Origin of the sequence: Actinoallomurus sp. CA-150999, from assembly GCF_050942425.1 — a bacterium.
GTDB lineage: Bacteria > Actinomycetota > Actinomycetes > Streptosporangiales > Streptosporangiaceae > Actinoallomurus.
Map to the genome: position 1 here is coordinate 5,965,232 of NZ_CP192063.1, position 23,664 is coordinate 5,988,895.

The 23,664-nt window shown below is 71.8% G+C and carries 28 protein-coding genes; 18 read left to right on the plus strand and 10 right to left on the minus strand.

All coding sequences use genetic code 11. The features are described from left to right. Positions 1-22 precede the first annotated feature (22 nt). From ACQP2O_RS27595 to ACQP2O_RS27610, 4 genes are all read left to right on the plus strand, one after another. Positions 23-460: a winged helix-turn-helix transcriptional regulator gene (locus ACQP2O_RS27595; protein WP_433190897.1), complete on the plus strand. Its 438-nt coding sequence runs from the start codon at positions 23-25 to the stop codon at positions 458-460. 75 nt (positions 461-535) lie between these two features. Next, positions 536-1,636 carry an LLM class flavin-dependent oxidoreductase gene (locus ACQP2O_RS27600; protein ID WP_433190899.1) on the plus strand — a complete coding sequence of 367 codons (1,101 nt, stop codon included), beginning with the start codon at positions 536-538 and terminating at the stop codon, positions 1,634-1,636. Beyond that, entirely contained in the window at positions 1,633-2,256 is a 624-nt protein-coding gene (locus ACQP2O_RS27605) for an FMN reductase (RefSeq protein ID WP_433169990.1), read from the plus strand. Before ACQP2O_RS27600 ends, ACQP2O_RS27605 begins: the two co-directional genes overlap by 4 nt. A gap of 40 nt (positions 2,257-2,296) precedes the next feature. Further along, a complete protein-coding gene (locus ACQP2O_RS27610) occupies positions 2,297-2,896 on the plus strand; it encodes a hypothetical protein (protein WP_433169991.1) in 600 nt (199 codons plus the stop codon). 44 nt (positions 2,897-2,940) lie between these two features. Here ACQP2O_RS27610 and glgC read toward each other — a convergent pair whose 3' ends face one another. Then, positions 2,941-4,176, minus strand: a complete 1,236-nt coding sequence (gene glgC / locus ACQP2O_RS27615; protein ID WP_433169992.1) for a glucose-1-phosphate adenylyltransferase — start codon at positions 4,174-4,176, stop codon at positions 2,941-2,943. 71 nt (positions 4,177-4,247) lie between these two features. On the opposite strand from glgC, the gene glgA reads away from it, so the two are divergent. Then, on the plus strand, positions 4,248-5,429 hold the full coding sequence (glgA, locus tag ACQP2O_RS27620; RefSeq protein ID WP_433169993.1) for a glycogen synthase: 1,182 nt from the start codon (positions 4,248-4,250) through the stop codon (positions 5,427-5,429). Positions 5,430-5,480: 51 nt separating this feature from the next. On the opposite strand, the gene ACQP2O_RS27625 is transcribed toward glgA, so the two are convergent. Together ACQP2O_RS27625 and ACQP2O_RS27630 are read right to left on the minus strand one after the other, a co-directional pair. Continuing rightward, positions 5,481-6,671 carry a hypothetical protein gene (locus tag ACQP2O_RS27625; RefSeq protein WP_433169994.1) on the minus strand — a complete coding sequence of 397 codons (1,191 nt, stop codon included), beginning with the start codon at positions 6,669-6,671 and terminating at the stop codon, positions 5,481-5,483. After that, a complete protein-coding gene (locus tag ACQP2O_RS27630; protein ID WP_433169995.1) occupies positions 6,664-7,254 on the minus strand; it encodes an RNA polymerase sigma factor in 591 nt (196 codons plus the stop codon). Before ACQP2O_RS27630 ends, ACQP2O_RS27625 begins: the two co-directional genes overlap by 8 nt. Before the next feature lie 117 nt (positions 7,255-7,371). On the opposite strand from ACQP2O_RS27630, the gene ACQP2O_RS27635 reads away from it, so the two are divergent. The 3 genes from ACQP2O_RS27635 to ACQP2O_RS27645 all read left to right on the plus strand — a co-directional run bounded on the left by ACQP2O_RS27635 (position 7,372) and on the right by ACQP2O_RS27645 (position 9,955). Then, complete coding sequence (locus tag ACQP2O_RS27635) at positions 7,372-8,301, plus strand: helix-turn-helix domain-containing protein (protein WP_433169996.1); 930 nt, start codon at positions 7,372-7,374, stop codon at positions 8,299-8,301. 40 nt (positions 8,302-8,341) lie between these two features. After that, entirely contained in the window at positions 8,342-8,632 is a 291-nt protein-coding gene (locus ACQP2O_RS27640; protein WP_433169997.1) for a hypothetical protein, read from the plus strand. A 195-nt stretch (positions 8,633-8,827) separates the two neighbouring features. After that, a complete protein-coding gene (locus ACQP2O_RS27645) occupies positions 8,828-9,955 on the plus strand; it encodes an MFS transporter (RefSeq protein ID WP_433169998.1) in 1,128 nt (375 codons plus the stop codon). Positions 9,956-9,967: 12 nt separating this feature from the next. On the opposite strand, the gene ACQP2O_RS27650 is transcribed toward ACQP2O_RS27645, so the two are convergent. Together ACQP2O_RS27650 and ACQP2O_RS27655 are read right to left on the minus strand one after the other, a co-directional pair. After that, a complete protein-coding gene (locus ACQP2O_RS27650) occupies positions 9,968-10,837 on the minus strand; it encodes an ADP-ribosylglycohydrolase family protein (protein ID WP_433169999.1) in 870 nt (289 codons plus the stop codon). A 176-nt stretch (positions 10,838-11,013) separates the two neighbouring features. After that, the gene (locus tag ACQP2O_RS27655; RefSeq protein WP_433170000.1) at positions 11,014-12,297 is read right to left on the minus strand and encodes an MFS transporter; all 1,284 of its coding nucleotides are present in this window, start codon (positions 12,295-12,297) and stop codon (positions 11,014-11,016) included. Positions 12,298-12,382: 85 nt separating this feature from the next. On the opposite strand from ACQP2O_RS27655, the gene ACQP2O_RS27660 reads away from it, so the two are divergent. Next, positions 12,383-12,724 carry an ArsR/SmtB family transcription factor gene (locus ACQP2O_RS27660; RefSeq protein WP_433170002.1) on the plus strand — a complete coding sequence of 114 codons (342 nt, stop codon included), beginning with the start codon at positions 12,383-12,385 and terminating at the stop codon, positions 12,722-12,724. 7 nt (positions 12,725-12,731) lie between these two features. Here ACQP2O_RS27660 and ACQP2O_RS27665 read toward each other — a convergent pair whose 3' ends face one another. Beyond that, on the minus strand, positions 12,732-13,397 hold the full coding sequence (locus ACQP2O_RS27665; protein ID WP_433170003.1) for a GntR family transcriptional regulator: 666 nt from the start codon (positions 13,395-13,397) through the stop codon (positions 12,732-12,734). Positions 13,398-13,465: 68 nt separating this feature from the next. Between ACQP2O_RS27665 and ACQP2O_RS27670 the strand changes: the two genes are divergently transcribed. Both ACQP2O_RS27670 and ACQP2O_RS27675 read left to right on the plus strand, forming a co-directional pair. Beyond that, positions 13,466-13,897 carry a VOC family protein gene (locus tag ACQP2O_RS27670; RefSeq protein ID WP_433170004.1) on the plus strand — a complete coding sequence of 144 codons (432 nt, stop codon included), beginning with the start codon at positions 13,466-13,468 and terminating at the stop codon, positions 13,895-13,897. 156 nt (positions 13,898-14,053) lie between these two features. Then, positions 14,054-14,887: an NAD(P)H-binding protein gene (locus tag ACQP2O_RS27675; protein WP_433170005.1), complete on the plus strand. Its 834-nt coding sequence runs from the start codon at positions 14,054-14,056 to the stop codon at positions 14,885-14,887. Between the two features lie 21 nt (positions 14,888-14,908). On the opposite strand, the gene ACQP2O_RS27680 is transcribed toward ACQP2O_RS27675, so the two are convergent. Beyond that, entirely contained in the window at positions 14,909-15,310 is a 402-nt protein-coding gene (locus ACQP2O_RS27680) for a hypothetical protein (RefSeq protein WP_433170006.1), read from the minus strand. Between ACQP2O_RS27680 and ACQP2O_RS27685 the strand changes: the two genes are divergently transcribed. The 3 genes from ACQP2O_RS27685 (at position 15,285) to ACQP2O_RS27695 (ending at position 16,782) form a co-directional block, all read left to right on the plus strand. Further along, positions 15,285-15,716 carry an Rrf2 family transcriptional regulator gene (locus ACQP2O_RS27685; protein ID WP_433170007.1) on the plus strand — a complete coding sequence of 144 codons (432 nt, stop codon included), beginning with the start codon at positions 15,285-15,287 and terminating at the stop codon, positions 15,714-15,716. The genes ACQP2O_RS27680 and ACQP2O_RS27685 overlap by 26 nt on opposite strands. A 119-nt stretch (positions 15,717-15,835) precedes the next feature. Then, a complete protein-coding gene (locus ACQP2O_RS27690; protein WP_433170008.1) occupies positions 15,836-16,252 on the plus strand; it encodes a nuclear transport factor 2 family protein in 417 nt (138 codons plus the stop codon). A 95-nt stretch (positions 16,253-16,347) separates the two neighbouring features. After that, positions 16,348-16,782 carry a MerR family transcriptional regulator gene (locus ACQP2O_RS27695; RefSeq protein ID WP_433170009.1) on the plus strand — a complete coding sequence of 145 codons (435 nt, stop codon included), beginning with the start codon at positions 16,348-16,350 and terminating at the stop codon, positions 16,780-16,782. An 85-nt stretch (positions 16,783-16,867) separates the two neighbouring features. Here ACQP2O_RS27695 and ACQP2O_RS27700 read toward each other — a convergent pair whose 3' ends face one another. Further along, positions 16,868-17,860: an aldo/keto reductase gene (locus ACQP2O_RS27700; RefSeq protein WP_433170010.1), complete on the minus strand. Its 993-nt coding sequence runs from the start codon at positions 17,858-17,860 to the stop codon at positions 16,868-16,870. A gap of 120 nt (positions 17,861-17,980) precedes the next feature. Between ACQP2O_RS27700 and ACQP2O_RS27705 the strand changes: the two genes are divergently transcribed. The 4 genes from ACQP2O_RS27705 to ACQP2O_RS27720 all read left to right on the plus strand — a co-directional run bounded on the left by ACQP2O_RS27705 (position 17,981) and on the right by ACQP2O_RS27720 (position 21,581). After that, positions 17,981-18,583 (plus strand): TetR/AcrR family transcriptional regulator, encoded by a 603-nt coding sequence (locus ACQP2O_RS27705; RefSeq protein WP_433170011.1) that lies wholly within the window; start codon positions 17,981-17,983, stop codon positions 18,581-18,583. 889 nt (positions 18,584-19,472) lie between these two features. Then, on the plus strand, positions 19,473-20,267 hold the full coding sequence (locus ACQP2O_RS27710; protein WP_433170012.1) for a hypothetical protein: 795 nt from the start codon (positions 19,473-19,475) through the stop codon (positions 20,265-20,267). Between the two features lie 561 nt (positions 20,268-20,828). Further along, positions 20,829-21,119: a hypothetical protein gene (locus ACQP2O_RS27715; protein WP_433170013.1), complete on the plus strand. Its 291-nt coding sequence runs from the start codon at positions 20,829-20,831 to the stop codon at positions 21,117-21,119. Positions 21,120-21,176: 57 nt separating this feature from the next. Next, on the plus strand, positions 21,177-21,581 hold the full coding sequence (locus tag ACQP2O_RS27720; RefSeq protein WP_433170014.1) for a helix-turn-helix domain-containing protein: 405 nt from the start codon (positions 21,177-21,179) through the stop codon (positions 21,579-21,581). 247 nt (positions 21,582-21,828) lie between these two features. On the opposite strand, the gene ACQP2O_RS27725 is transcribed toward ACQP2O_RS27720, so the two are convergent. Together ACQP2O_RS27725 and ACQP2O_RS27730 are read right to left on the minus strand one after the other, a co-directional pair. After that, a complete protein-coding gene (locus ACQP2O_RS27725; protein ID WP_433170015.1) occupies positions 21,829-23,124 on the minus strand; it encodes an alpha-amylase family protein in 1,296 nt (431 codons plus the stop codon). A 31-nt stretch (positions 23,125-23,155) separates the two neighbouring features. Continuing rightward, positions 23,156-23,632 carry a MarR family winged helix-turn-helix transcriptional regulator gene (locus tag ACQP2O_RS27730; RefSeq protein ID WP_433170016.1) on the minus strand — a complete coding sequence of 159 codons (477 nt, stop codon included), beginning with the start codon at positions 23,630-23,632 and terminating at the stop codon, positions 23,156-23,158. Between the last annotated feature and the right edge of the window lie 32 nt (positions 23,633-23,664).

Below are 23,664 nucleotides of genomic sequence, written 5' to 3' on the forward strand. Positions count from 1 at the left end.
ACGGATCGAGGAGGGGAGTCCGATGGCCGCACGCGGCCGTGTGTGTTCCATCGCCAACGCGCTGGCGGTGATCGGCGAGCGGTGGAGCCTGCTCGTCCTGCGCGAGATCCTGCTCGGCGAGCGGCGGTTCGACGGGATCGCCCGCAACACCGGGGCCAGCCGTGACATCCTCGCCGCGCGCCTGCGCACGCTGGTCGAGGCCGGCGTGCTGGAGAAGCGGCGGTACGAGGAGCATCCGCCGCGCTATGAGTACCTGCCCACCCAGGCGGGCCGCGCCCTCCACCCGATTCTGCTCAACCTGATGGAGTGGGGCGACCGGTACGTCACCGACGGCCCCGCGCCCACGGTCTGGCGGCACTCCTGCGGAGCCGAGTTCCACCCCGCGACGGTCTGCGCGCACTGCGGGGGACCCGTCACCGAGGAGGAGATGCAGGTGGTCCGCGTCGGGCCCGTCCACTGAGCCCCCGAAGGGAATCGACGGCCGCGCCCGTACGTTCGCCGCTATAGTTGAACTTTCAATCAGGAGAGGTGGGTCATGCAGTTCGGGATCTTCACGGTCGGCGACGTCACGCCCGATCCGACCACCGGCAGGACGCCGAGTGAGCATGAGCGGATCGAGGCGATGGTGACGATCGCGTTGAAGGCCGAGGAGGTGGGCCTGGACGTGTTCGCCACCGGTGAGCACCACAACCCGCCGTTCGTCCCGTCCTCGCCCACGACGATGCTCGGGTACATCGCGGCGCGGACCGAGCGGCTGATCCTGTCGACCGCCACCACGCTGATCACCACGAACGACCCGGTGAAGATCGCCGAGGACTTCGCGATGCTGCAGCACCTGGCCGGCGGCCGCGTCGACCTGATGCTGGGCCGCGGCAACACCGGGCCCGTCTACCCGTGGTTCGGGCAGGACATCCGCCAGGGCATCCCCCTCGCCATCGAGAACTACGCGCTGCTGCACCGGCTCTGGCGTGAGGACGTGGTCGACTGGAAGGGCCGCTTCCGCACCCCGCTGCAGGCCTTCACCTCCACGCCCCGGCCGCTGGACGATGTCCCGCCCTTCGTGTGGCACGGCTCGATCCGCAGCCCGGAGATCGCCGAGCAGGCCGCCTACTACGGCGACGGGTTCTTCGCCAACAACATCTTCTGGCCCAAGGACCACTTCCAGCGGCTGATCAGCCTGTACCGGGAGCGGTACGCCCACTACGGCCACGGCACGCCGGAGCAGGCGATCGTCGGCCTGGGCGGGCAGGTGTTCATGCGCAAGAACTCCCAGGACGCCGTACGGGAGTTCCGTCCGTACTTCGACAACGCCCCCGTCTACGGGCACGGGCCGTCGCTGGAGGAGTTCACGGACGAGACGCCGCTGACGGTCGGCAGCCCGCAGCAGGTCATCGACAAGACCCTGACCTTCCGCGAGCACTTCGGCGACTACCAGCGTCAGCTGTTCCTCGTCGACCACGCCGGGCTGCCGCTCAAGACCGTGCTGGAGCAGCTGGACCTGCTCGGTGAGGAGGTCATCCCGGTACTTCGCCGGGAGTTCGCCGAGGGCCGGCCCGCCGAGGTCCCCGACGCCCCCACCCATGCCTCCCTGCTCGCCGCCCGCGGCGCCGAGGCCCTGGCGGAGGCGGCCAAGTGAGCCCGCTGAGCCTCGTGGCCGTCTCGGCCGGCCTGAGCACGCCCTCCTCCACCCGCCTGCTGGCCGACCGCCTGGCCGAGGCGGCCCGCGAGCACCTGGCCGAGGGCACCCGCCCGGTGGAGGTCACCGTGATCGAACTGCGCGACCTGGCCACCGACATCGCCTCCAATCTGGTCACCGGGTTCCCCGGCGCCCGGCTGCGTACGGCGCTCGAGGCGGTCACCGCCGCGGACGGCCTGATCGCGGTCAGCCCGATCTTCTCGGCCTCCTACAGCGGCCTGTTCAAGTCGTTCTTCGACGTGCTCGACCCCGACGCCCTCGCGGGCACGCCCGTCCTGATCGCCGCGACGGGCGGCACCGCCCGCCACTCGCTCGCTCTCGAGCACGCGCTGCGGCCGCTGTTCGCCTACCTGCGCGCGGTCGTGGTCCCCACGGCGGTGTACGCGGCGTCGGAGGACTGGGGTTCGGCCGGCGAGGAGCGCACCGGCGACCTGGCGGCCCGGATCACCCGCGCGGCGGACGAGCTGGCCGCGCTGATGGCAGGCCGCCCGGCCGCCGCCCCCGCGGCCGAGCCCGTCGTGCCGTTCGAGGAGCAGCTGGCCGCCCTGCGCCCCGAGTGAGTCACCGGCCCGCTAGGGTTCCCGGGAGTCGAGGAGAGCAGTGGAAACGTTCCGGCAGCACATCGAGCGAGCCGCCGTGCGCGCACTGGCGGAGTTTCCGCCGGAGACGGTGCCCGACATCTACACCGTCACGTTCCGGATCGACAGCGTCGATCAGGATCCCCGGTTCCCGTACCTGGCGATCGGCTACAACACCGACGGCGAGGTGCGGCGGCTGCTGGCGACGCTGGGCCCGTCGGAGGCGTGGGAGGCCCGCTGGAGCTACGCCTACTTCCCGCCGTCCGGGCTGGAGGGCGTCCGCGTCGCCGGTCACGATCCCGAACACGACCCGGCGGGCGCGCAGGCGCATCGGCGCGAGGCGGCGGCCGAGGGACTGTGGTACGAAGACGACGACGAGCTGACGGCAGAGGAGATCGACCGGCGCGATGAGCTGCTCGACCGGCGGTTCCACGAGCTGTGCGTCGACGTGGCGCGCGGGCTCCACACCGGCGGGCACATCGTCGCGGCCCTGGGACGACCCCTGCCGGTGATCCTCTACGACATGTTCGACCCCGACGCGATGTTCGCGCTCACCGCGGCGGCCAACCCGGCGGACCTGATCACGGAGTTCATGACCGAGGACCCGGCGGGCCGGCCTTAGGGCCTGTCTCGAAGTCCCGCCCCGAGACAGGCCCTAGCCAGCCGTCAGCGCGGCACGACCTGGTTCTTGCCCAGGACCCGGACGCCGCTGTCCGTCACGGTGAAGTGCGCCCGGTCGTAGTCCTCATCGACACCGATGCGCCCGCCGTCGGGGATCACGACGTTCTTGTCGATGATGGCGTTCCGGACGACGGCGCCGCGCCCGACCCGTACGGAGTCCATCAGGACCGCGTCGTGGACCTCCGCGCCGGCGTCCAGCTGGACGCCGGGCGACAGGATGGAACGCTCGGCCATCCCGCCCGCCAGGATGGCGCCGGGGGAGACGATCGAGTCGGTCGCGTAGCCGCGCCGGCCCTCCTCGTTGAAGACGAACTTGGCCGGCGGCAGCGGGTCATGGCCGGTGTAGATCGGCCAGTCGCGGTTGTAGAGGTTGAAGACCGGGTGGACCGAAATCAGGTCCATGTGGGCCTCGTAGAAGGCGTCCAGGGTCCCCACGTCGCGCCAGTAGCCGCGGTCGCGGTCGGTCGAGCCGGGCACCTCGTTGTCGGCGAAGTCGTACACCTGCGCGCGGCCGGCCTTGACGAGCCGGGGGATGATGTTGCCGCCGACGTCGTGCTTGCTGGACACGTCGGCCGCGTCCTCCTTCACCACGTCGATCAGCACCTGGGTGTCGAAGACGTAGTTGCCCATGGAGGCGTAGACCTGGTCGGGCGCGTCGGGCAGGCCGATCGCGTCCTTGGGCTTCTCCCGGAACGCCGCGATGGTGACGCCGTCAGGCCCGGTCTCGATCACCCCGAACTGGTCGGCGAGCGCCAGTGGCTGGCGGATCGCGGCGACGGTGACCCCGGCGCCGGAGGCGATGTGCTGGTCCACCATCTGCCGTGGATCCATGCGGTAGATGTGGTCGGCGCCGAAGACGATGACGTGGTCGGGCCGCTCGTCCTCGATGAGGTTGAAGTTCTGCAGGATCGCGTCGGCCGAGCCGGCGAACCACCGCGGCCCCAGGCGCTGCTGGGCCGGGACGGGCGTCACGTAGTTGCCCAGAAGGGTCGACATCCGCCACGTGCGCGAGACGTGCCGGTCCAGGCTGTGGTTCTTGTACTGGGTGAGCACGACGATCTTGAGGTACCCGGCGTTCGCCAGGTTGGACAGTACGAAGTCGATCAGCCGGTACATTCCGCCGAAGGGCACGGCAGGCTTGGCCCGGTCGGCCGTCAGCGGCATCAGCCGCTTGCCCTCGCCGCCCGCCAGTACCATCGCCAGGACATGAGGTCTCGCCATGTCGTGGACCTTAGCCCCCTCACCAGCAATAAAACAGGACGAGCGGGCATATTTCACATACGCTGCCGGGCATGCGCGTCGATCTGCTCACTCGCGAATACCCGCCGGACGTCTACGGCGGAGCCGGCGTCCACGTCGAGCACCTGGCCCGGGAGCTCCGGCATCTGTGCGACCTGCGGGTCCACTGTTTCGGCGGTGACCGCGCCGAGCCCGGCGTGACCGGCTACCGCGTCCCCGGCGGGTTGGAACATGCCAACGCGGCACTGCAGACCCTCGGCGTCGACCTGGAGATCGCCGCCGGAGCCGGGGGAGCGGACCTGGTGCACAGCCACACCTGGTACGCCAACCTCGCCGGGCACATCGCCAAGCTGCTGCACGGGATCCCGCACGTCGTCACCACCCACAGCCTCGAACCGCTGCGGCCCTGGAAGGCCGAGCAGCTCGGCGGCGGCTACGCCATCTCCTCCTGGGCCGAGCGCACCTCCCTGCTGGCCGCCGACGCGATCGTCGCGGTCTCGGAGGGCATGCGCCGCGACGTGCTCACCTGCTATCCCGACATCGACCCCGGCCGGGTCACCGTCCTGCACAACGGCATCGACACCGACGAGTACGCCCCCGACCACGGCACCGACGTCCTCACCCGGCACGGCATCGACCCGAGCCGCCCCTCCGTGGTGTTCGTCGGGCGCATCACCCGCCAGAAGGGGCTGCCCTACCTGCTGCGGGCCGCCCGGTCCTTCGACCCGGCCGCCCAGCTCGTGCTGTGCGCCGGCGCCCCCGACACCCCCGAGATCTCCGCGGAGGTCGAAGGGCTCGTCGACGCGCTGCGCGCCGAACGCGACGGGATCGTGTGGATCACCCGGATGCTGCCGCGCCCCGAGGTCGTGCAGATCCTCAGCCACGCGAGCGTGTTCGTCTGCCCGTCGGTGTACGAGCCGATGGGCATCGTCAACCTGGAGGCCATGGCCTGCGAGGCGGCGGTCGTCGCCACCGCCACCGGCGGCATCCCCGAGGTGGTCGCCGACGGCGAGACGGGCCTGCTCGTGCCGATCGAGCAGGCCGCGGACGGCACCGGCACGCCCGTCGACCCGGACCGTTTCGTCGCCGACCTCGCCGAGCGCGTGGGCGCCCTCGTCGCCGACCCCGAACGCGCCGCGGCGATGGGGAAGGCGGGCCGCCGGCGGGCGATCGAGCACTTCTCCTGGTCCCACATCGCCCGCCGCACCCACGACCTGTACACGACCCTCGTCTGAGGGCCGCAGCCTTTGGCCGGGCCCGGACTGCGTCCGGGCCCGGCCAAAGGGTCAGCCGAACGACGGCAGCTCGGGCGAGGGGGTGGGTTTGGCATCGGACCAGCCCGTCGAGCGGTAGGCCTGGTACTCGATGACGAAGCCCGGCTTCATCTCCGAGTACGGGCCGCCGGGCGTGGTCAGCTCGTTCTGCCGGGACAGCACCGCGCCGGTGTGCTCATCGAAGATGACCACCACGCGCCAGCGGTAGGTCCCCTGCTCGGCCTTTGGCCCGCCGTACTCGCCGGTGACCGTCAAGGCGCTGTCGTCGGAGGCCAGTGCGATCCCCCGGCGGCCCAGCGGGTCGGTGTCGTGGCCGATCGCGTGGATGCCCGGCTGGGTGGCCAGCGCCCGCATCAGGCCGGCCCGTGCCTTGGGCTGGACCGGGCCGCTCAAGATCCCCGCCACCTTGGAGATCTTCAGCTTGGGCGCGGCCTCTTTGAAGCGTCGTTCCGCTTCGGGCGACAGCTTCCTCCCCGGCCGAGCGCCCAGCGCCCTGTTCGTCTCCGTATCGTTCAGGAACATCGCAGCGAGTGCGGCCGGGTCGGTCGGCAGGTTTTGTAGGTCCTTCACCGACTTGCCCATGTAATTCCCGCCGCCATGAGGGTCGATGCCGACGTTCGGACCGCTCGCGGTCCACTTCGTCGCCTTGGCGGGGTAGGTGTAGTAGTGGTCGCCCGACCAGACGTGGAAGCTCGACGGTGACCCGGCCTTGCGCCACAGTGCCGCGTCCTGTTCGGTCAGCGGGTGGGCCGGCAGGTCGCGGCCGTAGTAGGCCTCTCCCATGCCGGGTTTCGCGCCGGACCAGTTGAACGTCTCGTCGGCCGCAGCGGTGATCGCGTACGTCCCGGTGGCGGGGCGCATGATGTAGGACTGGCCCGCGACGACGTCGGTGTGCCAGTAGTTGCCGGTCGGCTGCTGTTCGGCCTTCTGCGCCGCTGCCAGGACCGCCCCTTTGGCGTCCAGGTTCACCGGGCCGGGCGACGCGGGCGTGTTCCCCCCACCGGAGGTGTTCCCCCCGGCGAGGGTGATCGCCACGGCCGCCGCCGCGCCGACCGCGACCAGGCCGCCGCCCAGCCCCCACCGCAGCCGGGGCAGTGAACGGCGCGACGACTCGCTCAGCAGTGCCTTCGCCCGGGTGATGTCCTGGGCGGTGGGCGGAGCGGGCTCGGGGTAGAAGTCCCGGACCATCCGCATCTCATCCATGCTGTTCCTCCAACGTGAGCATCGGATTGGTCCCGCCCAACGCCTTGCGCAGTGTGGTTCGGGCACGGTTCAGCCGGGAGCCGACCGTGCCATAGGAGATCCCCAGCGCCGCCGCGACCTCGTCGTGACTGAGATCGGCCAGCGCCACGAGCAGCAGCACGTCGCGCTGCCCGCGCGGCAGCGACGCGATCGCCCCGGCAAGCCGGCCGCGCAGCCCCTCGGCACTGACCCGCGAATCGACCCGTTCGGTGTGCTCTTCGGTACCCCGGCCCGGGCTGAGACGAGCGTGCGCCCGCAGCGCGCGCGTCTCAGCCCGCTGATGCTTGCCGACCACCTTGGTCGCGATCCCGTACAGCCAGGTGCGCACGCTCGCGCGAATCGGGTCATAACGCCGACGCCCCCGGAACGCCTCCAGGAACGTCTGCGCCGCGACGTCGGCGGCGGCGTCCGGACCGAGCCGTTTGGCCGCGTACCGGTGGATCTCGGCGAAATAGGCGTCGAAGACCTCATCGAAACGCTCGACCGGGTCGGGCGGGGGATCCCCTGTCATGTGGTGCCTTTCCATGGCGCGGATGGCGGTCACATCGGTATCACCCGCCGGCGGCGTTCGCTTTCCCGTTCCCGATTACGAGATTTCCCGGATCCCCGGTCGGCAGGTCCGCGGGAAGACTGGGCCGGGAGCCGTACGGAAAGGCGGTCGATGGTGAATGGCGTCGGGGGAGTCATGCTGGAGTGCCGCGACCCACGGCCCGAGCCGAGGATGGTGGTGGCACGGCCCGGGCCGGCCCTGCGCGGTCACGTCTCCGGTTACGCGGGTCTGCGCGTGGAGACCGCCCGGCCGCTGAACGGCCGTGCCGTGCCGACGTGCGCGGTCGTGCTGTTCATCGACTTCACCGCCTCGGTGCGGCTGATCACCACGCCCACGCCGGCGCGGGTCCAGGCGTCTCACGTCACCGGCCTGCACGACGGTCCCGTGCTGTTCGAGCAGCAGGGCCACCACCGGGGGATGGCCGTGGAGCTCACGCCGCCCGGAGCGTACGCGCTGTTCGGGATGCCGATGCGGGAGCTGTCCAACACCACCGTCGACCTGGCCGACCTGCTCGGCCGCCGCTGCGAACAGCTCACCGAACGCCTGTGGCAGGCACCGGACTGGGCCACGCGGTTCGCGCTGCTGGACCACCTGCTGCCCGCCTGGTTCCGCGCCGGGCCGGAGCCGGCTCCGGCGGTGCTGCGCGCCTGGCGGCTCCTGCGCCGGACCGCCGGAGCGATCGGCATCGGCACGGTCGCCGAGGAGATCGGCGTGACCCGCCGCTACCTGGAGATGCGCTTCGGCGAGCAGATCGGCCTGCCGCCCAAGACCATGGCCCGCATCCTGCGGTTCCAGCGGGCCGCGCGGCTGCTCACCCGATCCCCGGGCGCGACGCTCCCGCAGGTGGCCGCCGTGTGCGGCTACGCCGACCAGGCCCACTTCAACCGGGACTTCCGCAGGCTGGCGGGCTGCACGCCGACCGCGTTCCGCGCCGAACACGCCGCCGCGACCACCACGTCGCGCGGGTCGGCCGCCCTCGGCGATCGGGACGGGGCCGGTCCTTCGCATTCGTTCAATACCTCGGTACGGGGCCGCCCATAACGTCGAGGCGAAGTTCCCCGGAAACGAAAGGGTCCGCTTCATGAGACCACGGAATCTCATCGCGACGGCCGCCGTCGCCGGCGCGCTGGCCGCCGGCGTCGCGCTCGCGTCCCCCGCGAGCGCCGCCACGCCCGCGCCGCACGGGACCGTCACCGTCAAGTGCACCCACCCCTGCAGCGACCCGCCGGGTCCCGGCTGGCGGTACATCGACAACTACTTCTGGGCCAGCGACTGCATCGAGGTCGGCAACCGCGGCATCAACAACGGCTCCTGGTCGAAGTACCAGTGCGACGGCGGCACCTGGACCAATTACGACCTCTGGGTGCTCTGACCCACGGACCGGCGGCGAGCGCCCCCCTCGGCGCTACGCCGCCCCCTCACCACGCCTCGTACGCCGTCCTCCCGGCGCCGGTACAGGTGTGCCCGCACCCGGCTCGCTCTGCGGGGTCCTCCCCGGGTGCGGGCACACCTGTGTCGGTGGCCCATGGCAGGATGCCGCGCGGTCGAGCACGAGGATGGGGGGACGGTGGCGGAGGCGTTGCCGCGCGCGGCCAAGGCGCTGGTCGGCGTCCGGATCCTCAACCAGCTGGGGGCCTACGCGCTGGCGTTCCTGGCCGTGCTGGCCGGGCCGCGGCTCGCACCGGCGGCGCTGGCCGTCTTCGGGGTCGCCGCCCTGGTCTCGCGGTGGAGCGGAGGGCTGCTGCTCGAGCGGCTGAGCCCGCGCGCGACCATCGCGCTGGGACTGTCGGCGACCGGGGCCGCGCTGCTGGCGCTGGCGGCCGCCCGCACACCGGCGCAGACACTCACCGCGACCGCACTGGTCGGGCTGGCGTTCGAGATCTACGAGCCCGCGAGCCAGGAGCTCCTGGCCCGGGTGACCTCCGGCGGGCAGCGCCAGGGCGCCTACGCGCTGCTGGGCACCTCGCTCGCGGCGGCGGGGGCCGTCGGCGGCCTGCTGGCCGCGATCCTGCTCCCACTGGGCGTGCGATGGCTGATCGCCGCCGACGCGCTGACCTGCCTGGCGGCCGCGGCGTCGACCGCCGCGCTCCCCGGCGGAGCGTCCCCACGCCCGGCCGCCACGGTACGACGCCGGAAGCCGCGACGGCCGCCGCCACTGCTGCGCTCGACGGTCGCGGGCACGGCCTTCGCCTACGGCCACCTGGCGGTCGTGATGTTCCTGCCGCTGATCCTCCTGCAGCGCGGCGCGCCGCACTGGCTTCCCGGCCTGGCCATGACGGGCGCGGCCCTGCCCGCCCCGCTCACCGCGCACCTGGCACGCCGGCGGCTGGAGCACCGCGCGCACACGGTGGTCCTGGGGGCGGGCTCGGCGCTGCTGGGCCTGCTCGCCCTGCTCATGGCGGTCGCCCACGGCCTCGCCGTGACCGTGACGGCCTACCTCGCCTGGTCGGCGGTCGGCGGCCTGCTGCTGGGACGCTGGCCGGCGATGATCGCCGATGCCGCGCCGGAGGACGACCGGCCCCGGTGGTTCGCGTTCTTCGGCTCCTCGTGGGGCATCGCCCAGCCCGTCGTGCCCGCGGTCGTCGCGATCGCCGCCGGAGCGGCGGGCGGCGCCACCACGGCGGCACCGCTCACCGCCGGCGCGGCGTTCCTGACGGTGCCCATCGTGCTGGCCGGACGACGCGCCCGCCCGTAGGGACGGAGTGGCTCAGGCGGGCCGGCCGAGCCAGTCCGGGAGCGGCTCGCGGTGCCGCCGCCAGTCGGCCGGTACGCCCCCGGCGCGCGCTCCGAGAACACCGCCGACGATCGCCGCCGTGGTGTCCATATCGCCGCCGGCGGCGGCGCAGCCGCGTACCGCGGTCTCGTAGTCGTCCAGGTGCCGGGCGGCGACCCACAGCGTGAACGGCACGGTGTCCTGCGCGGTGATCCGGGACCCGTTGCCGAGCCGCGCCGCGGCCTGCTCGACCGTGGCGCCTTCCAGTTTCCGGGCCTGTTCCACGCCTCGCCTGACGTAGCCGGGCGCCAGGTGGTCGAGCACCGCGTCGAACAGGCCGGGCCCGGACTCGGCGGCATGGGCGGCGGCGACCGCGACCGCCACGGCTCCCGCGACGCCCTCGGAGTGGGCGTGGGTGACCTCGGCCGAGGCGGCCGCCTCGGCGGCGGCACGTTTCAGGTCGCCGGCGAAGTAGGCGCCGAGCGGCGCGGCGCGCATGGCCGCGCCGTTGCCGTACGAGCCGTTCCCGCCGAAGCCCTCGGCCGACGCGACGCTCCAGGGCACTCCGTCGCGAACCTTCTCCAGCAGTTCGAGCGTGCCCGCGCCGTAGCGGCGGCCGACGTCCAGGCGGGCGGCGAAGGACGCGGCCAGCGCGTCCTGGTCGACACGGCCGTCGCGGATCAGCACGTCAACGACCGAGCAGGCCATCTCTGTGTCGTCGGACCACGCCCACGGTCCCGGCGGGGTCGCGTCCCACGGGTTCAGCCCGCGGTTGGCCAGGAGGAAGAACTGGTCTCCGAAGGCGTCCCCGACCGACAACCCGGTCAGGGAGGCGAGGGCGCGTTCCGGCGCGGTGATGCTCATGCCCCGATCCTGTCGGCCGTGCGCCGCGACGCAAGCGATTGGCCGTGCCCCGCCGGTAGACGCGGGTGCCGGGTGGTGACCAACGGCGAGTCGTCCAGGCCTTCCGGCCCGTTCTTCCCGGAGTCGCCGGGGCCGCCGCGCCTGGCCGGGGTCGGCGCGGCGGTGCCGATCCGGGGTCACCCGGCGGCGGGGCGGCTCCCGGCGGGGCAGGGGGCGGCGGCCGTCACCGGCACCGCAGTCCGGGCGGCCCGGGCCCTGACGGCCCCGGACAGCGCGGCCGTCAGGGCCAGCGCGATGACGATCGCCCCGTACACGGTCGCGGTCGCGCGCAGGCCGAGGGACGGGACGGCGAGCCCCGCCAGGACGGCGGGCACGCTGAAGGCGAGGTAGCTGACCACGTACACCGCGGCGAACAGCTCCGCCCGCTGGGCCGGGCCCGCCAGGGCGGCCAGGGAACGGAACGCCCCGAGGAAGGCGGCGCCGAATCCGCAGCCTGCGACGGCCGTGCCGAGGAAGAACAGCGGGGTGGAGGTGAGGGCCAGCGCCAGGAGGGTCAGGCCGGTCCCGGCGGCGAGCGCGGCCGATCCGGCGATCATTACCCGCTGCGGCGTCCGGTCGCGGAGCAGCGTCGAGGCCACGGCGCCCGCGCCGGTGAGGGCGCTGACGACCAGGCCGCCGACGAGGTGGCTGCGCACGTGCAGGACTCCGGCGCTCAGGGAGCCGCCCAGGGACAGGTAGAGCCCGCCCATCGCCCAGGTCGCGATCAGGCAGGGCAGGGCCGCCAGGAACGGCGCGCGGGCCCCGGCCGGGATCGACGCTCGCGGGCGCAGCGAGGCCAGCGCGCCCGGGCGCGGCGAGACGAGCTCCGGCAGGAACGCCACCGCCGCGGCCAGCAGCAGGAACGCCACGGTGAGCAGGACGAACACCAGGGTGGTCGGCGCCGGGGCGTACTGGACCAATGCCCCGGTGCCCAGGGCGCCGGCGGCCAAGCCCAGGGTGGGCGCCACGCTGTTCACCAGCGGTCCCAGCCGGGCGCCGGGCTGAAGGTCGACCAGCCCGGCGCTGATGGCGCCGGTGGCCGTGCCGGTCGCCAGGCCCTGCAGCGTGCGGGCCACCAGAAGCGTCCCGACGTCGCCGGCCGTCAGGAACAGGGCCATGGCCGCCGTCTCGGCCAGGAGCGCGAGCACCAGGACGGGCCGGCGGCCGATGAAGTCGGACAGGCCGCCGACGGTCAGCAGCGCGATCAGCAGGGCGAGGGCGTACACGGCGAACACGGCCGTGAGCATGGTCGCCGAGAACCGCCACTCGTGCTGGTAGACGACATATAGGGGGGAGGGGGCGCTGGCGGCGGCCATGAAGGTGAGCAGGACGCCGCCGAGCAGCCAGAACCCGGCGGTGCGCGGCAGGCGCCGGCCGGTGGCGCGGCCCGTCGCCGGGGCGCGGTCGTGCACTGTGGCCATTCGGGTGCTCCTCAAAACCGTTCCATGAAAATCGAACTGTTGGAGGCTACCCCGGCCCCGCAAACTGTTCAACTATTATCGAACCATGAGTGGATCCTCGCGGGAGATGCCCCATCCCGACGCCGCGGACCTGGTCCTGACCGACGTCCTGTTCGCCCTCAGCGACCCGGCACGGCTGGAGCTCGCCTGCCGCCTCACCGAGGGCCCCCTGGAGGTCGCGAACTGCCAGCCCGTGGGCGGCGAGATCCCCAAATCGACGCTGTCGCACCACCTGAAGACCCTGCGCGAGGCCGGAGTGGTCCGCAACGAGCCCTATGGCAGGCAGCGCCAGGTCAGCCTGCGCCGCGACGACCTGGAGGCGCGCTTCCCCGGACTGCTGGCCGCCGTCCTGCGCCCGGCCCTCACCGAGGCGTCTGCGCCCCGGTGAGCAGGGCTCAGCCCTCGCCGGCGAGCAGGTCGAAGGCGTGCCGGCGGTGCTCGGCGAACAGCCGCAGCGCCGTCTCGGCGTCCCGCGCCCGCAGTGCCGCGGCCAGCCGGCCGTGCTCCTCGGGGATGTGCCCGAGGTAATCCGGCTCGCTCAGGCCGATCCGCGTCAGCAGGAACAGGTGCACCTGAGAGCGGATCGCCTCCCACGCCGCCCGCAGGCGCCGGTGCCCGGCCGCGGCGTACACGGCGTCGTGGAACTCCATGTCCAGCCGCACCATCGTGTGCGCGTCATCGGCCCGCGCCATCCGCTCGGCGACCTCCGCCACGGCGGCCAGGTCCTCGTCGCCGGCACGCTCGACCGCGCATCGCACGGCCAGGTCCTCCAGGACGGCGCGCAGACTGTGCAGTTCGGCGGCGTCGCGGGCCGACAGGGACATCACCGTGGCGCCGCGATGCCACTCGTTGTGCACCAGGCCCTCGCGCTCCAGGCGCAGCAGCGCCTCGCGCACCGGCCCGCGGCTGACCCGCAGCGCCGCGGCCACCTCCACCTCCCGCAGCCGCGCGCCCGGAGGGTAGACCCCGCTGAAGATCGCCTCCTGCAGGCGGTCGGCGACCTCGTCGGCCAGGCCGCGCCGCCGCGCGGGGCGCAGCGCACCGGCCTCATCGGGACTCATGCGCGAATGTTAACATTCCGACAATGCCGGATTCGCCCGGTTCGCCCGCCCGGAAGGACGCACCGCCCATGAGCACCCTGGACTCCCCGATCCCGCGCTTCCACCTGGCCGTGCCCGTCGACGACCTCGCCGCCGCCCGCACCTTCTACGGCGAGCTCATCGGCTGCGCGCAGGGCCGCAGCGCCGACAGCTGGATCGACTGGAACCTGCACGGCCACCAGTTCGTCACCCACCTGGTGCCCGGCCGCCGCGAGCGGGCGCACAACCCGGTCGACGGGCACGACGTCCCGGTGCCCCACTTCGGCCTCATCCTGACCGTTCCGGAGTTCCACCGGCTGGCCGAACGGTTCCGGGCGGCGGGCACCGCGTTCGTCATCGAGCCCTACGTGCGCTTCGAAGGGCAGCCGGGGGAGCAGTGGACGATGTTCCTGCTCGACCCGGCGGGCAACGCCCTGGAGTTCAAGGCGTTCGCCGACGACGCGCAGGTCTTCGCCGTCTGACGCCACCGGCGGCGTCCGTCCGGACCGCCGGGCACCGCGGATGACGGTCTACCGCGTTGACGTCATCCGTCCGGGGACACCGGCCCGATGACGGTTTCCGGCGATGCCACCCCGCCGGCTGTCGCGGCGCCGGGGCCTCGCGGTGAGATCGGGGACATGACAGACACCAAGGTCCTCGTCTTCGCCGCCACGGGGAACGTCGGCCGCCACATCGTCACCCTGCTTCGGGAGGCCGGCCACGCCGTACGGGCGGTCACCCGCGACCCGCACGCCGCCGGCCTCCCGGCAGGCGTCGAGGTCGCGCCCGGCGACCTGGCCGACCCCGCCACCCTCGACGCGTGCCTCGCCGGAATCGACGCGGTCTTCCTGCTGTGGCCGCTGCACAGCGGCGAGCGACTGCCCGCGGTGCTGGACCTGATCGCCACGCGGGCCCGCCGCGTGGTCTTCCTGGGCACGGGCGGCGTCCCCGACCTGCCGTTCGAGGAGCAGGACAAGCTCGTCCACGGCTGCGGCATCGAGTCCACCGTGCTGCGGCCGAGCACCTTCGCCGTCAACACGCTGTGGTGGGCCGACCAGATCCGGGCCGGCGACGTCGTCCGCGGCGCGTACGGCACGCTCCCCATGTCCTTGATCCACGAGGCCGACATGGCCGCCGTCGCCGTCCGGGCCCTGACCAGGCCCGGGCACGACGGCGTGACCTACACCCTCACCGGCCCCGAGGTGCTCACCCAGGCCGAGCAGGTCCGGGTCATCGGCGAGGTCCTGGGGCGTCCGCTGCGCTGGGAGGAATTGACCCGCGAGCAGGCCCGGCAGCGCCTGCTGGCCGATGAGACGTTCCCCGACTCCTTCGCCGACGTACTGCTCGACGGCTACGGCGCAATGCTCGCCGGCCCGCCGCCCCTCCTGACCTCCACGGTCGAGGACGTCACCGGCGTCCCGCCGCGGTCATTGCGCCAGTGGGTCGCCGACCACCTCGACGACTTCCGCTGACACGCTCCCCGCCGGCCGGGCTCAGGCGTGCCGCGCGGCGTGGAACCGGCGGTGCAGCTCCCGTACCCGCTCCGCGAGCTCGGGGACCTGGCCCTCGACGACGACGCCGGGCACCACCGCGTTGATCGGCAGAGTCCGTACGGGAGGCGGCGGCACGCCCAGCCACGCGGCGAGCTGTTCGGAGGAACTGGCGTACACGATGTGGCCCAGCCCCACCCAGCCGTGCGCCGCGGCGCACATCGGGCAGTGCTCGCCGGAGGTGTACACCCGTCCCGCCGTGGGTGAAGAAGGCCGGGTGCACGCGCCAGGCGGGCTGACGAGACCGGTCCCGCAGGATTTGGCGCATTCGGTTGTAACAATTATGGTTACGACCAGGATCGAGGGAGGTGGAGTCGGCGTGAGCGCCAACAGCAGACTGACCATCGCGGCACACGCCCTGACGTGGATCGGGCTGTATCAGCGGCGTGGCCACGAGGTCGCCACCTCCGAGCAGATCGCGACGAGCGTCAACACCAACCCGGTGGTGATCCGCCGCCTGCTGGCCAAGCTGAGCAAGGCCGGCCTGGCCGATTCACGGCGGGGGGCGGGGGCGGGCTGGATGCTCGCGCGGGGCCTGGCGGCGATCACTCTGCTCGACGTCTACCAGGCGATCGAGCCGGGACCGGTCTTCGCCCTGCATCCCGCGACACCGGACCCCGAGTGCGTCGTGGGCCACGGCATCGGGCCGGCAATGACCGCCGTGTACGACGATGTGGAGGCCGCCCTGCGCAGGGAGCTGGCCAAGACCACGCTGGAGGACGTGCTGCGGGACGTCTTGAAAGCCGCCTGACCTCGGACCGTCGACTTCCCCTGATCGAGGGGATCGCATCCCGCACTCATCGATGTAACCAAAATAGTTACATCAAGAAATTGGAGCGTCTCATGGGACAGCTGGACAGGACAAGGACGATGGCAACAGACACTCAGACCTCGCGGACCGTGGCCGAGAAGTTCGTGGAGCGCCTCGGCAGGCAGGACCCCGACGGCATCCAGGAACTGTTCGCCGAGGAGATCGACTGGCACGTCCCCGGCAGTGACGCGCTGCCCTGGACCGGGCGCCGTACCCGCCGGGAGGAGGTCGCGCCGTACTTCACCAAGATGTGGCCGCACTTCGCGCACGGCAGGAGCAAGGTCGTGCTGGAGCGCTTCATCGTCGACGGTGGTGACGTGGTGCTGCTGGCGGTCTTCACGCACACCGTCGCGGCCGGTGGGAAGGAGTTCACCACACCGGCGGCCATGCACCTGATGGTCGAGGACAACCGGATCGTCCGCATGCACCTGTACGAGGACACGCTGACCGTCGCGGAGGCGTTCAACGCCGGCTGAGTGGAGAGTGCCCAGGGGCCGGGGCGGCGATGGGTGACGAACACCCGCCCGCGGGTGCGGCCCGTGAGCCGGAGGCGGCCCTTACGCTGGACGACATGCCGCAAACCCCATCGGACCTGACGATCGGGCAGGTCGCCGAGCGGACGGGCCTGAGTGTGCACGCGCTGCGCTTCTACGAGCGCGAGGGCATCTTCGTCTCACCGGTCCGGCGCGGGACGGGCGGACGCCGGGTCTACAGCGAGGACGACGTGGACTGGCTGACCGTCTGCATCATCCTGCGCGCCTCCGGGATGCCGCTGCCGGCGATCCGCCGCTACACCGAACTGGTCCGCGAAGGGGCCGGCAACGAGGAGGAACGTCTCGCGCTGATGCGCCGGCATCAGGAGCGGGTGACCGCCCAGATCGCCGACCTCACCCGCTGCCTCGACCTGATCAACCACAAGGTCGGGGTGTACGAGGACGTCCTCGCCGAGCGGACCGGCCCGTGCCATCGAGCGCCCGCGGCCGACCCGGCCGCGACGACGGCATGACCGCCGGCACGGGCGCTGCGGTACGGCACCTTCGACGGGCCGGGCGCTGAACGCCGGGTGTACGACGATCAGAGCCCAGGCGTGATCACCAGGCGTACGCCTCGGGTGCGGGCTTGGCGCCGTTGGGCGCGGGCGGCGGGAACAGCTCGTCCAGCGTGGCGAGCATGTCGCCGTCGAGTGTGATCTGCAGTGCGCGCAGCGAGCCGTCGAGCTGCTCGGCCGTCCGCGGGCCGATGATCGGTCCGGTCACGCCGTCCTGCGCGAGCAGCCACGCCAGTCCGACGTGGGCCGGGTCCTCTCCGATCTCGGCGCACAGCTTCTCGTACGCCTCGACGGAATCCCGCTGCTCGGCCAACGCGGCGGCCCAGAGTCCCGACCCGCTGCGGGCGGCGGTCCCGTCGCGCTGCTTGCGCAGGACGCCGCTGAGCACCCCGCCGTGCAGCGGCGAGTACGGGATCACGCCTAGCCCGTAGTGCCGCGCGGCGGGCAGTACCTCGAGCTCGGCCCAGCGGCTCATCAGGTTGTAGATGGACTGCTCGGCGACGAGTCCGAGGAAGTGCCGGGACCGTGCGGCCTCCTGCGCCTGGGCGATGTGCCAGCCGGCGAAGTTGGAGGAGCCGAAATAGAGCACTTTGCCCTGCTGGCGAAGGACGCTGAACGCCTCCCAGATCTCGTCCCATGGCGTGTTCCGGTCGATGTGGTGCATCTGGTACAGGTCAATGTGGTCGGTCTGCAGGCGCTCGAGAGACGCCTCGCACGCGCGCCGGATGTTCAGGGCGGACAACCCGCCGTCGTTGGGCCGGTCGCCCATCGGAATGTAGACCTTGGTGGCCAGCACGGTCTTGTCGCGCCGGCCACCGCCCTGGGCGAACCACCGGCCGATGATCTGCTCGGTGGCGCCGTCGCCCTGCTGCACGCCGTACGAGTTGGCCGTGTCGAAGAAGTTGATGCCGTGCTCGTGCGCACGGTCCATGATCGCGTGACTGTCCTCTTCGGACGTGCGCGACCCGAAGTTCATGGTGCCCAGGACGAGTCGGGACACCGAAAGGCCACTGCGGCCGAGGCGGGTGTGCTCCACGTGTTCCAACCTTTCAGGAGGTGTCACTAGTCGCATCAACAAGGACGCGATGAAGCTACAACTTGCAACATGAATGATGCAAGTCCGAAGCGAACCGTGACGCTCCCGTATGCTTTCCCCATGAAGACACAGCGGCAGTCGACACCCGCCGGCACCCGTCCGCTTCGTGCGGACGCCGAGCGGACGATGACGGCGATCCTGGAGGCGGCCGAACGCACCCTCAGCCGCGATCCCGGGGCCACGATGGAACAGATCGCCGAAGCCGCCGGCGTCGCCCGCACCACCGTGCACCGGCGCTTCGCCACCCGCGAAGCACTCATCGACACCCTGGCGGTGTGGGCCACCCAGCGATTCGCCGCGGCGGTGGACGCCGCCCACCCGGACACCGCTCCGCCGCTGGTCGCCCTCTACCAGACGACCGCGAACGTCCTCGGCGTCAAGACCAGCTGGGGGTTCGCGATGAGCCGGGCCTCCTCGGCCAACCCGGAGGTGGCGCGCGTGCACGGCGATGTACGGGACACGTGCGAGCGGCTGTTCCGCCGGGCCCGGGAGGCGGGCGTCCTGCGCGCCGACGTCGACATCCCCTGGACCCGCCGCGTCTACTACGCCCTCATCCACGAGGCCGCACAGGTCGGCGACGAGAAGGACACCGACACCCTCGCGACGCTCGTCGTGGACACCCTGCTCCGCGGCGCGGGCACCCCGCACCCCGACCGCCTGTGACACCGTTCCGTCGATAGCCGACCAGGGCGACGCACCGCTGCCCGCGGTGTCTCGTGACGGTGACATCTGTGTCACCGGCGGCGCCGCGAGCGGGGCGACACGAGCGCGCTGCTCAGCCTGCCTCCGGAGGCCACCTGCGGGCACGCCCCGTGACCGGCCCAGGCCAAGACGCGTTGTTCGGAGGCGATTCGGGACGGTGCTTGAATGGTCGGCACCGGCGGATCGACGGCTACGAGAATTAATCGTAGCGAGCGTCCGCGGTCAGCGACTCGAGAGCAATATTGATGACAGAAAATTGCCCGTTGAAGCCATTAGGTGGCCACGCCGAGAATTACTTCATCACGTCGTGATCGGCGATCCTCGATCGCAGCCTGTCGGCGAGCGCCGGATACCTGCGCATCGACAGAGGAGCTCCATCGCACCTTGCAAGGTTGCGATGACGCTCGGCTCGCGCCCGACATTAGTATCCCGCCGCGCCGTCTCAGGGCGTCTCCCTCAGTCCCTCTGTGTCTCCGGCCGTCCCAATGTCGTGTCATTCTGGCCCGTGTCGGCCCACAGCCGGTTTTTTGCTTGCCCTTGGTGGGTAGTTCTTATGACTATCAGCCAGGTGGCTATTTGCGGGACGGCAGGACTGCACGTTTCACGGCGCATGTCTAATTAGATGAGAATTAGATCACTAGTATGCCGGAAGGGAGGTGGCATCGTGAAGACGATGTGGGGAGCGGCTTTCGTGCTGCTCCACGTCGTGGCTGATCGATGGCGTCCTCCCAGGTCGCGGCCTCGCCCGGGCTCCCGCGGCCGCGAGGCGCGGCCGGCGTCGCGGCACGTGGGAATGCTCTGCCGCCTGCTCATCCGGACCGTCGACCGGCGATTCCCTCGGAGGGGCACGATGCAACCGGATCTCAACCGCAGCGTGCTCCTCGCCGTCGACATCGAGGGTTTCTCGGCACGGCGCGACCCTGTCGAGCAGGCGATACTGCAGGCGCCGCTGTACGCGGTACTCACCGAAGCCCTTGGTGCGGCCGGGTTGCGAGGCTCGTTGTGGGAGCCGGGCGCCCAGGACCGCCCATCGCAGTCGTGGACGTGGCTGCCGGCTCCGGAGGACTCCCCGAAGGCGCCGTCACCTGGCCAGGGTTCGGCGCGAGACGCTGATCCCCGGCCGCAGGCATCGACGAAGCTTCACCAGCCCGCCCTGTTCGTCGGGCTCGGTGGCACCGGCTGCGGGGCAGGGGCCGAGCTCGAGCGCAGGCTCCGCGAGCAGCTCTGCGGCCCGGACGACGGCCCCTTCCCGGCTCCCCAGGCGGACCTCTATCCGCAGGTCGCCGTGAACCTCCGGCCGGCAGCCGACGCCGCGAGCGTCTTCGACCCGCGATCACGGGATCGGCGGCGATACCGCTGTAACGAAGCGCGCGACCGCGCCGGATCCGCGAACGCTCGACGAGTTCGGGGACTCGATCCGGTGACAGCGAACTCGTGCCCGGCCCGCGCCGCGGTCGACGCCGGTGAGAGGCGACGCCGATCTCGACGGCAGCGGTACCGGCTCTCGACCGGACGGGTGGCATCACCGCAGGCAGACGCCGGTCCGATCCATACGGCGGGCTTGTGGAGCCTGCTGCCGCCGCCCGGTGGGGGACCGCCAGGTGCTCGCCGACCCGTGACGATCGGTCCGGCTCGCGTCCCGTGAAGTCCGCCTTGTGTGGAGATGGTGCGACGCGCCAGGCATCGGCGGGCCCGGAGTAATCTTCGGGGACCGGAACTCGCCGGCCGCACGATAGATCCGGTGAGGTTTCCCGAGCCACTCGTCTATTTGCCGTGGACAGGCGTCGGGATAAATGGCGGCCTCCTGTTGGCGCGGGAGGCCGCCGTTCTCATATTCGACGGCATCGGCAAGCCATCGCATTAATGGTTCTGCGTCGTATAGAAGTCAGAACGCTTTCTTCATTCCGCGAAGGATTATCGCGGCCGACGCAGACTGTCCCAAAACGGATCAGGACATTCTGGAGCGTTCCACACCGGTCCAGCGCCAGAGAATGGATCCAATCTGCCAGGAGTCCGACCCGCGCGGGCGACTCAAGGCCTTTGCGCGAAGCCGGGTGGTTGATGCACTATTCGGCTAAGTCGGCAGGTGTGGCGCCAAACACACCTCCGGCCCGCGGGACCACCGGTTCCGCAAGTCCCGACAGCCTGTCCACGGCATAGACGAAAGGGAGGTAACCGGATGAATCAGTCCGGGAGTTCTCCACCGATGTCCCCGGTCTGGAAGCTCATGGGCACGGTCGCGATCCTCGCGTGCGTGATGGGCTTCGTCAGCGTGCTCCTGGTGTTCGGCTACAGCCTCGGTTCGGCGATCGTCGCGATCGGGCTGGTCGCCGACATCAGCGTGCAGGTCGCCGCCCAGATGTTCGGCCTGCCCGTCCCGGCGAGGGAGCACGAGCACCTCCGGTTCGGCCCCGTCACGGCGGCCGAGCACGACCAGCCGCTCGCCGGCCCCGGCGACGCGGGTCTGCCCCCGGCCACCGGCCCGCAGGGCCTCTGACCGGCCGATGCTCGGGGAGGCGCTGGCCTCCCCGAGCCCCTGCGGCAGGAGGAGAAGATGACCGGGAGGAACACCGTCCCCGGCCCGGCACAGGCGGAGTTCGGCCGCCAGGTGTGCGGGCAGCGTCTGCTCGGCGGTCAGTTGTCGCTCCGCGACCTGGAGCGCCAGGCCAAGGTGTCCAAGTCGACCATCGACCGGATGCTCCGCGGCCTGACCGTGCCGCGCTGGCCGACCGTCCGCGCGGTCTTGACCGCGATGGAGGCCGAGCAGATCGACACAGTCTGGAAGAAGCGCTGGATGCGCGCCTACAGCGAACACGCGGGGCTGGCCGACGATGTCGCCGACGCCGCCCAGCACCCGGCGCGCCAGGAGACCGAAACCGACGATCACCCGCTCGCTGAGCCGCTTCGCCTCATCGACGGGCAGGACCGGCCCAGGCGGTCTCTCCGCCGGCGGGCCTGACCCGCGCGGCTCGCACCAGATCAGCGGGGCCCCGGCCGATGGCCGGGGCCCCGCTGCACGTCGCTCACCGAACGGCGTTGCCTCGCCGTCGCGAGCCCGGCGACGGACCAGGCCCGCGCGGGCTTGGTCGATGTGACGTGACCGAAGCACCTCGACGGGCGCTCGGAACACGCGGCCGCCGCGCTCGGCGAGGCCGCCCGTCAGCGGTGTCGTGGCCGTCAGCGCGGCTTGCCGTTCCGCTGCTCCGTCAGCCCCGTGTCGCGATCGCCCAGCCGGCCGCGGGCAGGCTCACGCGCGATCCGTCGATCCGCCCGGGTCCGGCGGCGTGCCGCCAGACGCCGGCGGGCAGGTCGGCCTCGGCGGGATCGTCGGCGGTGTTCAGCGCGACGGTCACGCCATGGTCCCCGTCGGCGGCCGTGTAGACCATCGTGGTGTTGGTCAGGGTCGTCACCGTCGTACGGGCGCGGACCAGCCAGGGGTGCCGGCGGCGGAAGCCGATGAGGTCCTGGTGGAGCCGGTAGTAGGGGTGGCCGTGCCCGGCCAGGCCCGCCGGGTCGCCGGGGAACTCCGGGCGGATCGCGTCGTCGCCGCCCTCCCGCTCCTCTTTGACGCCGCGGAACGCCTGCTCGTCCCCGGAGTAGATCGCGGGGATCCCGGCGACCGTGCACAGGATCACCAGGGCGTGCTCGAGGTGGCGTTCGTCGCTCAGGCGGCTGGCGATGCGGGTCACGTCGTGGTTGCCGACGAAGGTGTACGGGACGAACGTCTCCAGCAGCGCGTTGTGCCGGTCCAGAGTCCAGGCCAGTTCGAACAGGTTGCGGTCGTTCAGGGAACTCCAGATCGCCTTCCACAGCTCGTACTGGGTGACCGAGTCCAGCCCGCCGTCGGTGACGTAGGCGGCGTAGTCGCCGTGGATGACCTCGCCCATCAGCCACGCGCCGGGAAAACGCGCGCGGACCCGCTCGGTCACCGCGCGCCAGAACGACAGCGGCACGGCGTACGCGGCGTCGAGCCGCCAGCCGGCGACGCCCCGCTCCAGCCAGTGCGTCATCACCTCGGTGACGTAGTCGGCGACCTCCGGTTCGTCGTGGTTCAGCGCGACGAGACGGTGGTGGCCCTCGAAGGTCAGGTGGCCGCCGCCGGGGGTGGGGCGGAACCAGGAGGCGTACCGTGAGCGCGGACCGTGCGCGGTGACGTCGGCGAAGGCGGGGAAGCTCCGGCCGACGTGGTTGAACACCCCGTCGAGCAGCACCCGCAGCCCGCGCCCCGACGCCTGCTCGACGAGCCGCAGCAGGTCCTCCTCCTCGCCGAGGCGGGGGTCGACGCGGAAGTGGTCGACCGTGTCGTAGCCGTGGGTCTCGGAGGCGAAGACCGGGCCGAGGGCGAGCCCGTTGCAGCCCAGGGCGACGAGGTAGTCCAGCCAGTTCGCCAGGTGGGACAGCCGGGGCACCGGCGGCGCGGACGGGGGGAGCGCCCGGCGTTCGGCGCCGGTGAAGCCCAGCGGATAGACGTGCCACCAGACGGCGTGTTCGGACCAGTGCATCGAACGATCCCGGGGGTGAGTGGTCGGTCGGTCATCCGGCACCGGGGCGGTGCCGCGCGGGGTGGGGCGGGTCGTCGGCGAGCCGGTCCATCAGCGCACCGGCCAGCCGCAGGACCTGGCGTTCGGTCGGCGACAGCCCGGCCATCGCCGAGGCCAGCCACGCGTCGCGTTCGGCCATGTCGCCGGCCAGGGCGGCGGTCCCCTCAGGGGTGATGGCCAGCACGGACTGGCGGCGGTCGCGTTCGTCGCGGATCCGGGTGACCAGTCCCGCCTGCTCCAGTTCGGCGAAGACGCGGGTGAGGGACTGCGGCCGCTGGTGCTCGGCAGCGGCCAGCTCACCGGCGGTGGCCGGGCCGTGCCGGTGCAGATGGCTCAGGACGCCGAGCTTGTTGACGCTCAGCGCCTCGGGGGAACGCTCGGCGCGCAGCCGCCGCCCGAGGCGGATCATGCCCTGACGGACCTGCGCGGCGCCGTCGAGTAGCTCCGCCTCCTCCTGCCTGTCACCCATATTGCTACGCTATCACTTACTATTTGGCGGAC